This is a genomic window from Streptomyces sp. NPDC057438, assembly GCF_042802995.1.
Lineage (GTDB): Bacteria > Actinomycetota > Actinomycetes > Streptomycetales > Streptomycetaceae > Streptomyces.
In genome coordinates this window covers 64,710-80,587 of the sequence record NZ_JBHVDD010000027.1, presented here as the reverse complement: position 1 = coordinate 80,587, position 15,878 = coordinate 64,710, and the positions used below count along the sequence as shown (strand labels likewise).

Annotated in this window: 12 protein-coding genes and 1 tRNA gene; 9 read left to right on the top strand and 4 right to left on the bottom strand. The window is 70.4% G+C overall.

Going from position 1 to position 15,878, the window contains the following annotated elements:
* Window positions 1-23: 23 nt before the first annotated feature.
* Window positions 24-1,367, bottom strand: a complete 1,344-nt coding sequence (locus tag ACFU5F_RS17615; RefSeq protein ID WP_383887790.1) for a sensor histidine kinase — start codon at window positions 1,365-1,367, stop codon at window positions 24-26.
* Window positions 1,368-1,534: 167 nt separating this feature from the next.
* Here ACFU5F_RS17615 and ACFU5F_RS17610 point away from each other — a divergent pair, with 167 nt between their 5' ends.
* The 7 genes from ACFU5F_RS17610 (at window position 1,535) to ACFU5F_RS17580 (ending at window position 7,223) form a co-directional block, all read left to right on the top strand.
* Complete coding sequence (locus ACFU5F_RS17610) at window positions 1,535-2,407, top strand: hypothetical protein (RefSeq protein ID WP_383887788.1); 873 nt, start codon at window positions 1,535-1,537, stop codon at window positions 2,405-2,407.
* Between the two features lie 11 nt (window positions 2,408-2,418).
* Window positions 2,419-2,492 (top strand) — tRNA-Gln (locus tag ACFU5F_RS17605).
* Between the two features lie 134 nt (window positions 2,493-2,626).
* Complete coding sequence (glmU, locus tag ACFU5F_RS17600) at window positions 2,627-4,075, top strand: bifunctional UDP-N-acetylglucosamine diphosphorylase/glucosamine-1-phosphate N-acetyltransferase GlmU (protein ID WP_383887786.1); 1,449 nt, start codon at window positions 2,627-2,629, stop codon at window positions 4,073-4,075.
* A 110-nt stretch (window positions 4,076-4,185) separates the two neighbouring features.
* Window positions 4,186-5,160 (top strand): ribose-phosphate diphosphokinase, encoded by a 975-nt coding sequence (locus ACFU5F_RS17595; protein WP_013003028.1) that lies wholly within the window; start codon window positions 4,186-4,188, stop codon window positions 5,158-5,160.
* A 183-nt stretch (window positions 5,161-5,343) separates the two neighbouring features.
* Window positions 5,344-5,937 (top strand): 50S ribosomal protein L25/general stress protein Ctc, encoded by a 594-nt coding sequence (locus ACFU5F_RS17590; protein ID WP_383887784.1) that lies wholly within the window; start codon window positions 5,344-5,346, stop codon window positions 5,935-5,937.
* Window positions 5,938-6,011: 74 nt separating this feature from the next.
* The gene (pth, locus tag ACFU5F_RS17585; protein WP_383887783.1) at window positions 6,012-6,614 is read left to right on the top strand and encodes an aminoacyl-tRNA hydrolase; all 603 of its coding nucleotides are present in this window, start codon (window positions 6,012-6,014) and stop codon (window positions 6,612-6,614) included.
* Window positions 6,615-6,692: 78 nt separating this feature from the next.
* The gene (locus ACFU5F_RS17580; RefSeq protein WP_383887781.1) at window positions 6,693-7,223 is read left to right on the top strand and encodes a hypothetical protein; all 531 of its coding nucleotides are present in this window, start codon (window positions 6,693-6,695) and stop codon (window positions 7,221-7,223) included.
* 185 nt (window positions 7,224-7,408) lie between these two features.
* On the opposite strand, the gene ppc is transcribed toward ACFU5F_RS17580, so the two are convergent.
* The gene (gene ppc, locus ACFU5F_RS17575) at window positions 7,409-10,141 is read right to left on the bottom strand and encodes a phosphoenolpyruvate carboxylase (protein WP_383887779.1); all 2,733 of its coding nucleotides are present in this window, start codon (window positions 10,139-10,141) and stop codon (window positions 7,409-7,411) included.
* Window positions 10,142-10,528: 387 nt separating this feature from the next.
* Here ppc and ACFU5F_RS17570 point away from each other — a divergent pair, with 387 nt between their 5' ends.
* Together ACFU5F_RS17570 and ACFU5F_RS17565 are read left to right on the top strand one after the other, a co-directional pair.
* Window positions 10,529-11,563, top strand: a complete 1,035-nt coding sequence (locus ACFU5F_RS17570; protein WP_383887777.1) for an acyl-CoA desaturase — start codon at window positions 10,529-10,531, stop codon at window positions 11,561-11,563.
* Window positions 11,560-12,237, top strand: coding sequence for a TetR/AcrR family transcriptional regulator (locus ACFU5F_RS17565; RefSeq protein WP_037724988.1), 678 nt, complete (start codon window positions 11,560-11,562; stop codon window positions 12,235-12,237). The genes ACFU5F_RS17570 and ACFU5F_RS17565 overlap by 4 nt, the downstream gene beginning before the upstream one ends.
* A gap of 167 nt (window positions 12,238-12,404) precedes the next feature.
* Here the strand turns inward: ACFU5F_RS17565 and ACFU5F_RS17560 are convergent, their stop codons facing one another.
* Window positions 12,405-14,480, bottom strand: a complete 2,076-nt coding sequence (locus tag ACFU5F_RS17560; RefSeq protein ID WP_383887775.1) for a glycosyltransferase family 4 protein — start codon at window positions 14,478-14,480, stop codon at window positions 12,405-12,407.
* A gap of 431 nt (window positions 14,481-14,911) precedes the next feature.
* The gene (locus ACFU5F_RS17555; RefSeq protein WP_383887773.1) at window positions 14,912-15,775 is read right to left on the bottom strand and encodes a PaaX family transcriptional regulator C-terminal domain-containing protein; all 864 of its coding nucleotides are present in this window, start codon (window positions 15,773-15,775) and stop codon (window positions 14,912-14,914) included.
* Window positions 15,776-15,878 lie beyond the last annotated feature (103 nt).

Here is a 15,878-nt window from a genome sequence, read left to right as displayed (position 1 = left end):
CACCAGAGCCCCTCCGCGAACCCCTACGACGCCGGAATCACCGCCGACACCCGGAACCCCCCGGCCTCCGTGGGCCCCGACACGAAAACGCCCCCCAGCTCCGCCACCCGCTCCTTCATCCCGAGCAACCCGTTCCCCCCGCTCGGCAACCGCGCCGCACTCGCCGCACCCGGCACCGGCGGCGCCCCGTTCTCCACCTGCATCGCTATCTCCGCCGCCCGATGCGCCAGCCGCACCTGCGTCTTCGCCCCCGCCGCGTGCTTGTGCACGTTCGTCAGCGCCTCCTGCACCACCCGGTACGCCGTCTGCTCCACCTCCGCCGCGTACACCCGCACCTCCCCCTCCACCGACAGCTCGACCACCATCCCCGCCGCCGCCGACTGCCCCACCAGCGCCTCCAGCTCGGCCAGACACGGCCCCTCACCGGCCTCGTCCTCGGCCCGCGAAGCCGCGGCCGCCGCGGCGGCGCCCACCGCCGCCAACGGCACGGACACCGGCGCCGGCTCCGCCCGCGCCATCGACGAGAACCCCTCACCCGAGCGCAGCACCCCGAGCATCTCCCGCAGCTCGGTCAACGCCTGGCGCCCCATGTCCCCCACGAGCGCCGCGTTCCGCACGGCCTTCTCCGGATCCTTCCGCGCCACGGCCTGCAACGCCGCCGCGTGCACCACCATCAACGACACCCGGTGCGCCACCACGTCGTGCATCTCCCGCGCGATCCGGGTCCGCTCCTCGCCCCGGGCCCACTCCGCCCGCTCCTCCGCCCGCTCCGCGAGCAGCTGCAACTCCCGCTCCAGCGAATCCGCCCGCTCCCGCAGGCTCTCCATCAGCCGCCGCCGCGCACCGACGTACAACCCCAGCAGCACGGGCGGCGCGGTCAGCCCGATCGCCATCGTCGACGCCAGGAACGGCGCGAACGCCTCACCGCCCCCGACCGCCCCGTCCCCCTGCAGATCACTCTGCGTCGCCTGCACGAACCACACGATGAACACACCGGCGAACGCCATCCCCGACAACGCCCCGATGATCCGCCGCGGCGCCTCCGACGCCGCCAGCGTGTAGAGGCCCACGAGCCCCATCAGATAGCCCATCTGGGCGGGCGCCACGGCGATGAACACCAGCACGACGGCGACGGGCCACATCCGCCGCACCAGCAGCACGGAACCGGCGAGCGCCCCGAACCCGACCCCCACGACCTCCGGCAGCCCGGCGTTCCGCGCGAACGTGACACCCTCCACCGCGCACTCGACCGCCGACACCAACGCCAGCCCACCGTCGAGGAACGCCCCCCGACGCCGCTCCCACCACCACGGCCCGGCCCCGTCCCCCGTCCCGGCCGCGGTGTGGTCTTCCCCCGTCGTGGTCATGGCCCAAGCCTACGTTCGAGCGCCCCCGCTTTTCCGGCGAGTTTCCCGTACCGGCCTACACCACGCCACACATTCGAACAGAAGCGAAACAGCCCGGTATCCCTCGAACTGCTGAATCGCCCACCGTTCGATCCCGGAACCTCTCATTCCACCCGAACGGTATGCCCATGGCACATCCACAGAGCAAGTACGCCGACTTCGAGGCCCTGCGGGAGCGGGCAGTGGCCCTGCGCCGCGAGGGCCTGAGCCGCCGCCAGATCCGCGACCGCCTCCTCGTCCACAACAACGACATCCTCAACCGCCTCCTGGAGGGCGAACCCCCTCCCGAGTGGACCAAGCGCCCCAACGCCAAGGACGACCTCCGGGTCAGGGCGAGGGAGCTACGTCTGCAGGGCTGGACGGACGACCAGATCCAGGTCGAGCTGGGCTGCTCGAAGAGCTCGATCTCCCTGTGGGTACGCGATCTGCCGAGACCGGAGCGCAAGCGCACTACCGAAGAGGCGGCCGCGATCGCCCGACGAGGCTGGCAGGCGAAACTCGCCATCCGCGACGGGGAACGACAGCACACCAAGGACGTCGCCAGAAACGCGATCGGCGATCTCTCACCTCGCGAACTGTTCCTGGCGGGCGTGGCCCTCTACTGGGCCGAGGGCAGCAAGGACAAACCCTACGACCGCCGTGAGAACGTCACCTTCGTCAACAGCGACCCGGGCGTGATCGAAGTCTTCCTCGCATGGCTCGACCTGCTCGGCATCGAACGCGAGCGCCGACGCTTCTGCGTGATGATCCACGAGACCGCGGACGCGAAGGGGGCCGAACGATACTGGGCCGAACTCGTGGGTGCCGACCCGTCTGCGTTCAACAAGACGACGATCAAGAAACACAACCCGAAGACGGTCCGGAAGAACATCGGCGACTCCTGCAAGGGCTGCCTGGCGGTCAAGGTCCTGCAGGGCGCCGACTTGTACCGTCGCATCGAGGGCTCCTGGTACGGCATAGTGGTGTCCGCGCGAGAAGCCGATCGGCCGAATCGGACATAATGCGCAAGCCATCCCGGATCGTCTAAGGGCAGGACAAACGGTTTTGGTCCGTTGAATGAGGGTTCGAATCCTTCTCCGGGAGCCATAGCAAACAAATCCTCAGTTCGGGTCCTGCCCCCAAGCAAACCGGGTCAGGGCCCACTCACATTTCCCCCTCACGACGCCCCGGTATCCTGCGGATGACAACCCCCTCCTCATCCACAGCCGAAGGGCATCCCCGTGAGCGCAACCCGCCCGGCAGCCGTCGTCGTACTCGCAGCGGGTGAGGGCACCCGTATGAAGTCGGCCACACCCAAGGTTCTGCACAGCATCTGCGGCCGTTCGCTGGTCGGTCACGTCCTCGCCGCCGCGCGGGAGCTGGAGCCGGAGCACCTGGTCGTCGTCGTGGGGCACGCCCGCGAGAAGGTCACCGCGCACCTCGCTGAGGCCGACCCCGGCGTACGCACGGCCGTGCAGGCGGAGCAGAACGGCACGGGGCACGCCGTGCGGATGGGGCTGGAGGAGCTGGGCGGGGTCGTGGACGGGACCGTGGTCGTCGTCTGCGGCGACACCCCGCTGCTGACCGGGGCGACGCTGCGGGCCCTGGCCGCCACCCACACGGCGGACGGGAACGCGGTGACCGTGCTGACGGCCGAGGTCCCGGACGCCACCGGTTACGGCCGGATCGTGCGCGACGGTGCCTCCGGCGCCGTGACCGCGATCGTGGAGCACAAGGACGCCACCGAGTCGCAGCGCGCGATCCGGGAGATCAACTCCGGGGTCTTCGCGTTCGACGGGCAGCTCCTCGCGGACGCCCTCGGGAAGGTGCGGACGGACAACAGCCAGGGTGAGGAGTACCTCACGGACGTGCTCGGGATCCTGCGTGAGGCCGGGCACCGGGTGGGGGCCTCGGTCGCCGGGGACCACCGGGAGATCGCCGGGATCAACAACCGTGTGCAGCTCTCCGAGGCCCGGCGGATCCTGAACGACCGGCTGCTCACCGAGGCCATGCTCGCGGGTGTGACCGTGATCGATCCCGCGACCACGTGGGTCGACGTCACCGTCACGTTCGAGCAGGACGCGCTGATCCACCCGGGTACTCAGCTCCTGGGTGCCACGCATCTGGCCGAGGGCGCGGAGGTCGGGCCGAACACGCGGCTGAAGGACACGCGGGTCGGGGCCGGCGCGCGGGTGGACAACACGGTGGCGGATGGTGCGGAGGTCGGGCCGCAGGCGAGCGTGGGGCCGTTCGCGTACATGCGTCCCGGGACGCGTCTGGGGCTGAAGTCCAAGCTCGGCACGTACGTCGAGACCAAGAACGCGACCATCGGCGAGGGCACGAAGATCCCGCATCTGTCGTACGTGGGTGACGCCACGATCGGCGAGTACTCGAACATCGGTGCGGCGAGTGTGTTCGTGAACTACGACGGCGAGAGCAAGCACCACACGACCGTCGGGTCGCACTGCAAGACGGGCTCGGACAACATGTTTGTGGCGCCTGTCACGGTCGGGGACGGCGCGTACACCGCCGCGGGGTCCGTGATCACCAAGGATGTGCCGCCCGGTTCGCTGGCCGTGGCCCGCGGCCAGCAGCGGAATATCGAGGGTTGGGTGGCTCGTAAGCGTCCGGGGAGCGCGGCGGCCAGGGCCGCCGAGGCGGCTGCCCGGGAAGACGAAAGCGCAAGCTGACCGGAAACAGGTGCGCCAAGGACGTCGTACCGTGATAAGTGCACACCCGCACCCCAGCTGAGCGAGCGGCTTCCGCGTGCCTGGCTGAGAACCTCTGAGGAGACAGTGCTGTGACCGGGATCAAGACGACCGGCGAGAAGAAGATGATGTTCTTCTCCGGCCGCGCCCACCCCGAGCTTGCCGAGGAGATCGCCCAGCAGTTGGGTGTCGGGGTCGTCCCGACGAAGGCCTTCGACTTCGCGAACGGCGAGATCTACGTCCGCTACCAGGAGTCGGCGCGTGGTGCGGACTGCTTCCTGATCCAGAGCCACACGGCTCCGATCAACAAGTGGGTCATGGAGCAGCTGATCATGATCGACGCGCTGAAGCGCGCGTCGGCCCGTTCGATCACGGTGATCGTGCCGTTCTACGGTTACGCGCGCCAGGACAAGAAGCACCGTGGGCGTGAACCGATCTCGGCGCGGCTGATCGCGGATCTGATGAAGACGGCGGGTGCGGACCGGATTCTCGCGGTCGATCTGCACACGGACCAGATCCAGGGCTTCTTCGACGGGCCTGTCGATCACCTGTTCGCGCTGCCGCTGTTGGCGGACTACGTGGGCGCGAAGGTGGACCGGGACAAGCTGACGGTGGTGTCCCCGGACGCGGGCCGTGTCCGGGTGGCGGACCGCTGGTGCGACCGGCTGGGCGCGCCGCTGGCGATCGTGCACAAGCGGCGTGACAAGGACGTGGCGAACCAGGTGACCGTCCACGAGGTCGTGGGTGAGGTCAAGGGTCGGGTGTGTGTGCTGGTGGACGACATGATCGACACCGGTGGCACCATCTGTGCGGCGGCGGACGCGTTGTTCGCGCACGGCGCGGAGGACGTCATCGTGACGGCGACGCACGGTGTGCTGTCGGGTCCGGCGGCCGATCGGCTGAAGAACTCGAAGGTGAGCGAGTTCGTGTTCACCAACTCGCTGCCGACGCCGAACGAGTTGGAGCTGGACAAGATCACGGTGCTGTCGATCGCTCCGACGATCGCGAGCGCGGTGCGTGAGGTGTTCGAGGACGGTTCGGTGACGAGCCTCTTCGACGAGCAGTAGGGCTCACCGGCGTTCGCCGGAGATCGTTTTGGGTACGGCCTTCCTCTCCGAGTAGACTGCTGCAGTTGCTCGGCGAGGGAGGCCGTACCCGTGTGTACGGCGGTCCGTTATCGACGCGCTCTTCGTAGCAGGCCGATTGTGTGGCCGGGTGACCACCTTTCCCCCGTTCTACGAGGAGTGTTCATGTCCGAGGTAAAGCTCGCCGCGTCGACCCGTTCCGAGTTCGGCAAGGGCGCCGCCCGCCGTATCCGCCGTGACGCCAAGGTTCCCGGTGTTCTCTACGGTCACGGTTCCGACCCGCTGCACCTGACCCTTCCGGGTCACGAGCTGCTGCTCGCCCTGCGTACGCCGAACGTCCTGATCTCGCTGGACATCGACGGCAAGACCAGCGAGCTGGCGATCCCGAAGTCGGTGCAGCGTGACCCGATCAAGGGTTTCCTGGAGCACGTCGACCTGCTGCTCGTGAAGAAGGGCGAGAAGGTCAACGTCGAGATCCCCGTGCACACCGAGGGTGAGCTGGCGGCGGGTGGCAACCTGCTGGAGCACGTCCTGAACGCGCTGCCGGTCGAGGCCGAGGCCACGCACATCCCCGAGTCGGTCACGGTCTCCGTCGAGGGCCTGGTGGCCGGCGCGTCCGTCCTCGCGAAGGACATCACGCTGCCGAAGGGCACCACCCTGGCCGTCGACGGCGACGCCGTCGTCCTGCAGGTCCTGGCCGCGCAGGCGGAGGAGCCGTCGGAGGAGTCCGCCGAGGGTGACGAGGCCGCGGAGGCCTGAGCCCCCGCTCTGTCATCGGTTCGTCAGCCGCTGCTTCCCTCCGGGGGGCGGCGGCTGGCGCGTATCAAGGAGACATGCACGTGACGACCGATCCGAGTGCGCCCTGGCTCGTGGCCGGCCTCGGGAATCCCGGGCCCGAGTACGCGGCGAACCGGCACAACGTGGGGTTCATGGTGGCCGATCTGCTGGCCGAGCGGATCGGGGGGAGGTTCAAGCGGGCCGGGAAGGCGCAGGCGCAGGTCGTGGAGGGGCGGATCGGCCCACCCGGGCCGGCGAACCGCCGGGTGATCCTGGCCAAGCCGATGTCGTTCATGAACCTGTCGGGCGGGCCGGTGACGGCTCTGCGGGACTTCTACAAGGTGCCGGTGGCGAACATCGTCGCGATCCATGACGAGTTGGACATCGACTACGGCGCGCTGCGGCTGAAGCTCGGCGGTGGTGACAACGGTCACAACGGACTCAAGTCGATGACGAAGGCGATGGGCCCGGACTACCACCGGGTGCGGTTCGGGATCGGTCGTCCGCCGGGCCGGATGCAGGTCGCGGACTTCGTGCTGAGGGACTTTTCGGCCACCGAGCGCAGGGAGTTGGACTATTTCGTGGACCGGGCGGCGGACGCGGTGGAGTGCCTGGTGATCGAGGGGCTGGAGCGGGCACAGGGGACGTACAACTCCTGAGCTGATCCGGACAAGTCCCGATTCGTTCCCTCGTGGGCGCCGGCCTGCGGGAGTTGACCGACCGCGGGGGCATGGCCAATGATCCCCGCCATGCCCGCCACCAAAGCACCCGCTCACCGCGCCCGGCGCCGTCCGCGCCCGCGCGGCGGCCCGTCGGTCGCGCTGCGGTACGGGCGGCTGGCGGCGATGGGCGTGATCGCGGTGGTGATCCTGATCGCCGGGGTGTGGGGTTCCTGGGGCTGCGCGCAGCACGTGATGCTGAGCAAGGGGCGCGAGCAGGGCACGATGACGGTGTCCCGGTGCGTCGGTGAGACCTGCTGGGGGCCGTACGAGCCGGTGTCGGTGGGGTCGCGGGCCCGGGACCGGGTCGACATCGAGCGGTCGGTGGCGGTGGAGACGGGCGAGACGTACACCGTCGTCGTGAAGCCGGGCAGCGGTGATGTCGTACGGACGGGCCCGGCGGGCCTGCTCCACGCGTGGGTGCCGCTGGGTGGAGCTCTGTTGCTGGCGGCGGTGGTCGTGGCGGGTGGGCTGCGGATGGTGCGGTCGGCGTGGGTGCTGGGCGGGTTGGGCTTCGCGCTCATCACCGCGGCGTGGGTGGCGCTCTGATCGGGGCGGCGCAGGGCGGACTGTCGGCTGACGGCCGGTGGGGCTTCTCGCGCAATTCCCCGCGCCCCTGAAGGACCAGGCCCCTGCGGGCCTGAAAAGCACGGGGCGCAGCCCTGCTTTTCAGGGGCGCGGAGCTGCGCGAGAAGCCCCCACCGGGCCGCCCGCCGCGAACGAACTCTCCGAAGTCAGCCCGTGTTGCGCAACCCCGCGGCGACACCGTTGACCGTGAGCAGCAACGCCCGCGCGAGCAACGGATCCGCCTCCTCCCCCGCCGCGGCGGCGTCCCGCTGGCGCTTGAGCAGGGCGACCTGGAGGTAGGAGATCGGGTCGAGGTAGGCGTCGCGGATGGAGAACGTCTGCTGCAGCACGGGGTTCGCGTCGAGCAGCGTGTCCTCGCCGGTGACGCGCAGCACCTCGCGGACGGTCAGCTCGTGTTCGGCCCGGATCGTGTCGAAGACGTGCTTGAGCTCGTCGGGGACGAGGGTGTCGACGTAGTGCTGGGCGATCCGCAGGTCCGTCTTGGCCAGCGTCATCTCGACGTTGGAGAGGAAGTTGCGGAAGAAGTGCCACTGCTCGTGCATCTCGTCGAGCACGGTGTCCAGGCCGGCTTCACGCAGTGCCTTCAGGCCGGAGCCGACGCCGAACCAGCCGGGGACGATCTGCCGGGACTGGGTCCAGCCGAACACCCACGGGATGGCGCGCAGTCCGTCGAGGGAGACGCCCGAGCCGGGACGGCGGGAGGGCCGTGAGCCGAGGTGCAGGTCGGCGAGCTGGTCCACCGGCGTCGACGCGAGGAAGTACGTCGGCAGGTCCGGGTCCTCGACCAGCCGGCGGTAGGCCGCGTGGGCGGCGTCGCTGACCAGGTCCATGGCCGCGTCCCAGCGGGCGAGGGCGTCCTCGGACTGGCGGGGAGCGGTGTGCAGGGCGGAGGCCTGGAGGGTGGCGGCGACCGTCAGTTCCAGGTTCTCGCGGGCCAGGGAGGGGACGAGGTACTTGTCGGAGATGACCTCGCCCTGCTCGGTCACCTTGATCTCGCCCTCCAGGGTGCCCCAGGGCTGGGCGAGGATCGCGTCGTGCGAGGGGCCGCCGCCGCGGCCGACGGTGCCGCCGCGGCCGTGGAAGAGACGCAGCCGTACGCCGTACCGGTGGGCGACGTCACGCAGGCGGCGCTGCGCCCGGTGGATCTCCCACTGCGAGGTCGTGATGCCGCCGAACTTCGACGAGTCCGAGTAGCCGAGCATGACCTCCTGCACGTCACCGCGCAGGGCGACGAGCCGTCGGTAGGAGGGATCGGCGAGCATCTCCTCCAGGATCGTGTCGGCCGCCTTGAGCTCGTCGGTGGTCTCCAGCAGCGGGACGATGCCGATCCTGGCCCAGCCGGCGTGCAGGTCGATGAGGCCGGCCTCGCGGGCGAGGACGGTGGCGGCGAAGACGTCGTCGGCGCCCTGGCACATCGAGATGATGTAGGACTCGATGACCTCGGGGCCGAAGACGGAGAGGGCCTTCTTGACGGTCTCGAACACGCCGAGGGTCTTGGCCCCGGCGGCGTCCAGCGGTGCGGGGGTGGGGGCGAGCGGGCGGCGGGAGCGCAGTTCGCGGGCGAGGAGCTTGTGGCGGTACTCGCGGGGCATGTCCTCGTAGCGCCAGGACTCCTCGCCGAGCCGGTCGAACAGTTGACCGAGGGCGTGGTGATGGGCGTCGGCGTGCTCGCGGACGTCCATGGTGGCGAGCTGGAGGCCGAAGGCGGCCAGGGTGCGGATGGTGCGGTTCATCCGGCCGTCGGCGAAGAGGCCGCCGCGGTGTTCGCGCAGCGAGGTCTGGATGAGGGTGAGGTCGCGCAGCAGTTCGGCGGTGCCGAGGTAGTCGCGGCCGTCCTCGTGGGGGATGCCCCTGGCCAGGCGCTGCTTGGTGTTCTCCAGCTTCTGCCGGATGCAGGTGGCCTTGAGGCGGTAGGGCTCCTCCGCGTTGAGGCGCTTGTAGCGGGGGCTGATCTCGGGGAGGGCTTCGAGGTCGGCCCGCAGCGACGTCAGCAGTTCCTCGGTGGCGCCCGTGTAGCGGATGGAGTTGGAGAGGAAGCCGCGCAGTTCGTCGATGAGTTCGAGGGCGTCGTTGATGCCGTGTTCGTGCTGGAGGATGAGGACGTCCCAGGTCACCTGGGGGGTGACGTTGGGGTTGCCGTCGCGGTCGCCGCCGATCCAGGTGCCGAAGGTGAGGGGGCGGGTGGAGTCGGGGATGGTGACGCCGACCCGCTCCAGCTCGGCCGTGAGGTCCTCCAGGACGTCGCCGACCGCGCCGGCGTGCAGTTCGTCCAGGTAGTAGATGGCGTTGCGGGCCTCGTCGGCGGGCTCGGGGCGCACGACGCGCAGTTCGTCCGTCTGCCAGACGAGGTCGATGTTCTCGGCCAGCCGGGTGTCGTGGCGGCGGCGGTCGGAGTCGATGACGGGGGTCTCCAGCAGCGCGGCGATGCGCCGGAGCTTGTTGAGGACCGACCGGCGCGCCGCTTCGGTGGGGTGGGCGGTGAAGACGGGGCGGACGTTGAGGTTCCCGACGGTCTCGCGCACGTGTTCGGGGTCGGCGTCCTTCAGGCGATCGGCCGTACGGGCGAGCAGACCGCCCTCGGCGGCACGGCGTGCCCTCAGCTCACGGCCGCGGTGCACCTGTTCGGTGACGTTGGCCAGGTGGAAGTAGGTGGAGAAGGCGCGGACGAGCTTGGCGGCGGTCTCCAGCTCGGTGCCGCGCAGCAGGTCGGCGGCGGCTTCACCGTCCTCGCGGGTCAGGCGGCGGACGCGCTCGACCAGCTCCAGGAGTTCGGGGCCCTCCTGCCGTACGAGGGTCTCGCCCAGCAGATCGCCCAGGCGCCGGATGTCGGCGCGCAGCTCGCTGCTGACCGTGGTGGTCTGGTCGTCGGCACTGCTCACAGGTGCGGCTCCTTGCAGTGTTGAAGCTCGTCCGGAGGGGAACCCGGGCGGGGGCCCGGCGGCCGGCGAGCCCTCGGGGGCCCTGGCGTCCGGGCGGGATTCAGAGCGGACCGCGCTGTCCGACCGAGTCCAGGATAGGCGTCCGTGCGGGCGCCTCCGGCGACGGGTGCCACTTTTGCGGCACTGAGTGCCACCTGTCCATCGAGCGCGCCCGCTACACCTGGACGCGCAGAGAGGTGGACTCTTGCCGCCCGGCACCGCGCTGCCATACTTACGATGCCGTAGGTTACGGAACCGTAGGGAAAGCCGTCAGGTCGCCCTCGCACGCTGTCACCGTCGGCACTTCCCCCCTCCCTCCCTCCCTCCTCGACCCCCCAGGGGACGCCCATGAGCACAAGGCCCGATGTGATCGAAGACGCGCCGAACGCACACGGTTCGCCAGGTTCCGCGGCGGCCGGCACGCCCGCGCCGTCGGCCACGCTGGGCGGCGAACAGAAGCGTTCGATCGAGCAGATCACGCTGCTCCTCTTCATCACCGTCCCGTTCCTCGCACTCGTCGCGGCGGTGCCGCTGGCCTGGAACTTCGGGGGCGTGAGCTGGCTGGACCTCGGTCTGCTGGTGTTCTTCTACTACCTGGGGTGCCACGGCATCACGATCGGCTTCCACCGGCACTTCACGCACGGTTCGTTCAAGGCCAGACGCCCGCTGAAGATCGCGCTGGCGATCGCCGGCTCGATGGCCGTCGAGGGCCCGCTGGTCCGCTGGGTGGCCGACCACCGCAAGCACCACAAGTTCTCCGACGCCGAGGGTGACCCGCACTCGCCGTGGCGCTTCGGCGAGACGCTCCCCGCACTGCTGAAGGGCCTGTGGTGGGCGCACATCGGCTGGATGTTCGACGAGGAGCAGACCTCGCAGGAGAAGTACGCCCCGGACCTGATCAAGGACCCGGCGCTCCGGGCGATCTCCCGCCAGTTCATCTACTGGACGATGCTCTCCCTGGCCCTGCCGCCGCTGATCGGCGGTCTGGTCACGATGTCCTGGTGGGGCGCGTTCACGGCGTTCTTCTGGGGCTCGCTCGTCCGGGTGGCGCTGCTGCACCACGTGACCTGGTCGATCAACTCGATCTGTCACGCGGTCGGCAAGCGCCCCTTCAAGTCCCGCGACCGCTCGGGCAACGTGTGGTGGCTGGCCGTCCTCTCCTGCGGCGAGTCCTGGCACAACCTCCACCACGCCGATCCCACCTCCGCCCGGCACGGTGTGGAGCGCGGACAGCTGGACTCCTCCGCGCGGCTGATCCGCTGGTTCGAGGTGTTCGGCTGGGCGTACGACGTCCGCTGGCCGTCACGCTCGCGTATCGATTCCAGGCGCAAGACGGGTGAGGAAGGCTCCGAGCACCGGACGGCGGCCGCCGAGGCGGCATGATTGACGCCGTGGCGACCGACTCCAGCAGCACCCCGAGCAACGAGAAGCCGCGGCGTGTGCGCCGCACCCGGATGACGGGCGCCGAGCGCCGGGCGCAGTTGCTGGAGGTCGGCCGGGCCCTGTTCGCCGCGAAGGGCTTCGAGGCGACGTCGGTGGAGGAGATCGCGGCGAAGGCCGGGGTGTCCAAGCCGGTGGTGTACGAGCACTTCGGCGGCAAGGAGGGCCTGTACGCGGTGGTGGTGGACCGTGAGATGAGCCGCCTGCTGGACATGGTGACCAGCTCCCTGACGGCCGGTCACCCCCGCGAGCTGCTGGAGCAGGCCGCCTTCGCGCTCCTGGACTTCATCGAGGAGTACACGGACGGCTTCCGCATCCTGGTCCGTGACTCCCCCATCCCCCAGTCCACGGGATCCTTCGCGTCCCTGATCTCCGACATCGCCACGCAGGTGGAGGACATCCTCGGCCGCGAGTTCAAGAGCCGCGGCTTCGACCCGAAGCTCGCGCCGCTGTACGCGCAGGCCCTGGTCGGCATGGTCGCCCTGACGGGGCAGTGGTGGCTGGACGTACGGCGCCCGAAGAAGGCGGAGGTCGCCGCGCATCTGGTGAATCTGGCGTGGCACGGCCTGGACGGCCTCAACCAGAAGCCGCGGCTGATCGGGCACCGGAAGAGTTGAGCGGGGCGGGGGTGCGTTCTCGGGTGCGGGTGCGTGAGGGCTGGTCGCGCAGCTCCCCGCGCCCCTGAGAACCCCGCCCCGCGCCCCGTGCCGTCCAGGGGCGCGGGGAACTGCGCGAGAAGCCCCACCGGGCCGCACCCGCCGACGAGACCCGCGCCCCCGAGCTGTCAGGCGCCCTCGTCCACATCCCTCGCGCTGAGCGCCAGCTCGTTGTGCACCGTGAAGTACGGCCGCACCCGGGTCCGCCCCCGCCCCTCGTGCGTGAACACCCGCCCCGGCACCAGATCGGTCTTGCGCCGCTCCACCACGTCCCCGCCGATCCGCCCCACCGGCACACCCGCCACCCGCAGGTCCCACAGATCGTGCTCGACCGCGCGCCGGGCCATGACCTCGCCGTACGGAACGGTGAACCGTACCCCCCGCTCCCCCACGACGCGGGCGGTCACGGCGAAGTCGTACGCGGCGTCGGTCCGCGAGACGGCCCGGACCTCGGCCCCCTCCCGCACGGCGTCGGCGGCCCCGTAGAGCGTCGCGGTGACCGTCACCGACTCCTCGCCGACGTCGACGGTGTCGATCTCCGCGTGGGCCGGCCGCAGCCAGGTCCGCAGCGCGAGGAACCCGTCGGCGGTCGGGTAGGGGATCCACGCCCCCACGCCGCCCCGGCCGACGCTCGGTGGACGTCCGACGAGCGCGGCCTGCTCGACCAGCCGTGCGGTCAGCCGCAGCCGCTCGTTCGTGCCGCGCGGCGTGACGTAGCAGTCCCAGCGGCCCTCGGCGAGGGTGTGCTCCGCGGTACGGAGCACCGCCCGCACCTCGGTGCCGGGCGCGTCCGCGCTCGGCAGGACCGGGACGCTGATCTGCCGTTTTCCGGGGTCGCGGCGGAGCCGGGCGACGAGGTCGAGGGGCCCGGCAGGCAGCTCCGCCGGGTCGAGGCGGACGACGAGACCACCGTCGCCGGTGGCGCGGGCGTGCGCGGCGGGCGTGGAAGCGTTCTCCCCGCTGCCGACGGCGGACGCGGCCTTCGCGCGGCGGGGGCGTACGGCCCGGACGGCGAGCCGGCCCAGCCGGGCGATGCCGTCCCGGCGGCGGCGCCGGGAGCCGGCCAGTTCCTCGAAGAGGTTCTCGTAGCGGCGGGCGACGGCGGCCGGCGCGTACGCCTCGGCCTTCGCGAGCGCCTCCTTGCCGAGCCGTTCCCGCAGGGCCCCGTCGGCGACGACACGGTTCAGGGCGTCGGCGTAGGCGTCGACGTCCCCGTCGAGCGGGACGAGGACGCCGTCCCGGCCGTCGGTGATGATCTCGCCGGGGCCGTGCGGGCAGTCGGTGGCGACGACGGGCACCCCGCAGTGCATGGCCTCGACGATGGTCATGCCGAAGGACTCCATGTCGGAGGAGACGGCGGCGACGGCGCCCTTGGCCCACTCGGTCTCGATCGGTGAGACCGCCCCCATGAGGAAGACCCGGTCGTGCAGCCCGAGCCGGTCGATCTGCTCCCGCAGGTTTTCCTTCTGGGGGCCGCGCCCGTAGATGCGCAGGGTCCAGCCGGGGTGGTCGGCGGCCACCTTGGCGAAGGCGTTCACCAGCCGGTCGTACCGCTTGATGGGGATGAGCCGGCCGGCGGCGACGATGACCTGGGAGTCGAGGGTGGAGCGTGCGACGGCGGAGGCGCGGACACCGTTGGGCACGCACACGATGACGGTGCCGACGTGGGGCAGGGCGGCGCGGTACTGGGCGGCGTCGGCCTCGGAGACGGTGACGTAGGCGTCGAGTCCGGCGATGGCCTTCGTCTGGTCGGTGCGCAGCGGTTCGCGGTACTGGTCGAGGCTCAGGTGCTCCTGGCCGACGCGGAGGTAACGGCGGCGGCCGTCGCGGGCGAGGTAGCCGTTGAGGTCCGGGCGGGTGGCGATGACCACGTCGGCCTCGGTGCGGGCGAGGAAACCGCCGATGCGTTCGTCCTGGAGCCCGGTGTAGGGCAGGTTTCCGGTGGCCCCGCTGTACGGGAACATCGTGCCCGGCCGTGCGGTGAGCGGATGGTCGCCCTCGTAGCCGGGGGTTCCCTCCCGCAGGTCGATCAGTGAGGTCAGACGGACGCGGGGGTCGAACTCGAGTGCGGGTTCGGCGCGCGAGCGGTGGACGCTGACGACCTCGACGTCGTGCCGGTCGGCGAACGCGGACGACAGGTTCGCCGTCGAGCGGATGGTCCCACCGATACCGAAGGCGTTGTTGATCAGAAAAGCGATCTTCATATGTGTTTCCCCTGGAAACCGCCCGGGCGCGGGCAGCATCGCGCCCGCGCGACAAACGAAAGAATGAGGGAAAGAAAAGATGAATGAAGGGAGGAACGAGCGAAGGAGGGAATGGGGAAATGAACGGGCGTCGGGGCATCACCCGAACGGGAATCCACGAAGGGACGCGTACACGGACTCACGGCCCGGAAGCGCGTCGCGCGATGGCATCCCCGCCGGACGGCGAAAAGCCTATGCGGCTCGCGTCATGAAGCCCGTCAAACGCGCCGGGAGGCTCAGCGGATCCTCACCGGCACCGGATCACACCTGATCGCGGCGGGCTTGATCGCGAATACGTTCATCCGAAAGGAGAACCCGAGAATCATCTCGCCTGCTCTCGCAGCGAGGGCACTGACCGCAGACCGCGGAATTCCGAAAACCGCCCCTACCGACTACAGGGCTTCGATCGGGGCGGGCCGCAGCGGAATGGTTTCCAGCACGTCCGCCGCCATCCGTGCGGCCGGGCCCGCCGTCCGCGCGGCGATACGCCGGAACGTGTCCTGGGCCTGTCGCGCGGGCCATTCCGCGGGCAGATGCCGCACGGGCAGGCGCGGGTCGGTACGGATGACGCGCAGCCATTCGGCGACGAGCCGCAGCCGGGTGGCGATCGGGTCGGCGTCGGCCAGGTCGGCGGTGGTCCACCGTTTGTCGAAGGCGACGTAGCGCGCGGCCAGGCCTTCCAGGTCCCAGCTCTCGCGGATCATCAGGCCGACGTCGGTGAACGCGTCGGCCCGGGCGTGGAACACCTTCACGTGCGCGTCCAGGCCCAGCTCGGAGACGATCTCCCGTACGTCCACCCGGCCCGGCGCGATCCACAGACCGCTGTAGAGGGCGCCGAATCCGGACCAGGTGAGCCGGGAGCGCAGATCGTGCCGCTGACGCTGCCAGGACTCGGGGAGGGAAAAGCCGAGGAGGGTCCAGGTGCCGTCCCAGTCCTCGTTCACCGCGCCGTCGCGCCAGATGCGCTGTCCGCCGTCGCGCAGTATGTCTCCCGCGTGTGGGGTGAGCCCGAAGAACATCCTCCGGCCGTCCCGCTGCCGCCGCAGCAGTCCCCGGTTCACCATCCGTGTCAGGGTGGACCGAACGGCCTGCTCCCCCGTGCCGACCCGCCCCAGCACGTCGATGATGCTCCCCGAGTACACCCCGAGGTCGCCTTCTCCCAGGTCGAGCACGTGATTGCCGAAAAAGGAGAGCACCAACGACTGCGGCCGCAACTGCGCACCGGCGACATCGACTTCCAGGATCTCGTCCTCCACAGCGGTAAGGGTACGGGGGCTGAGCGGGCCTGGTCAGGGACCGGGCGCCGCGACCGCGGACGGGCGGCACCACCCGGTGCCGGAGCCCCTCGGCGCCGGGGTC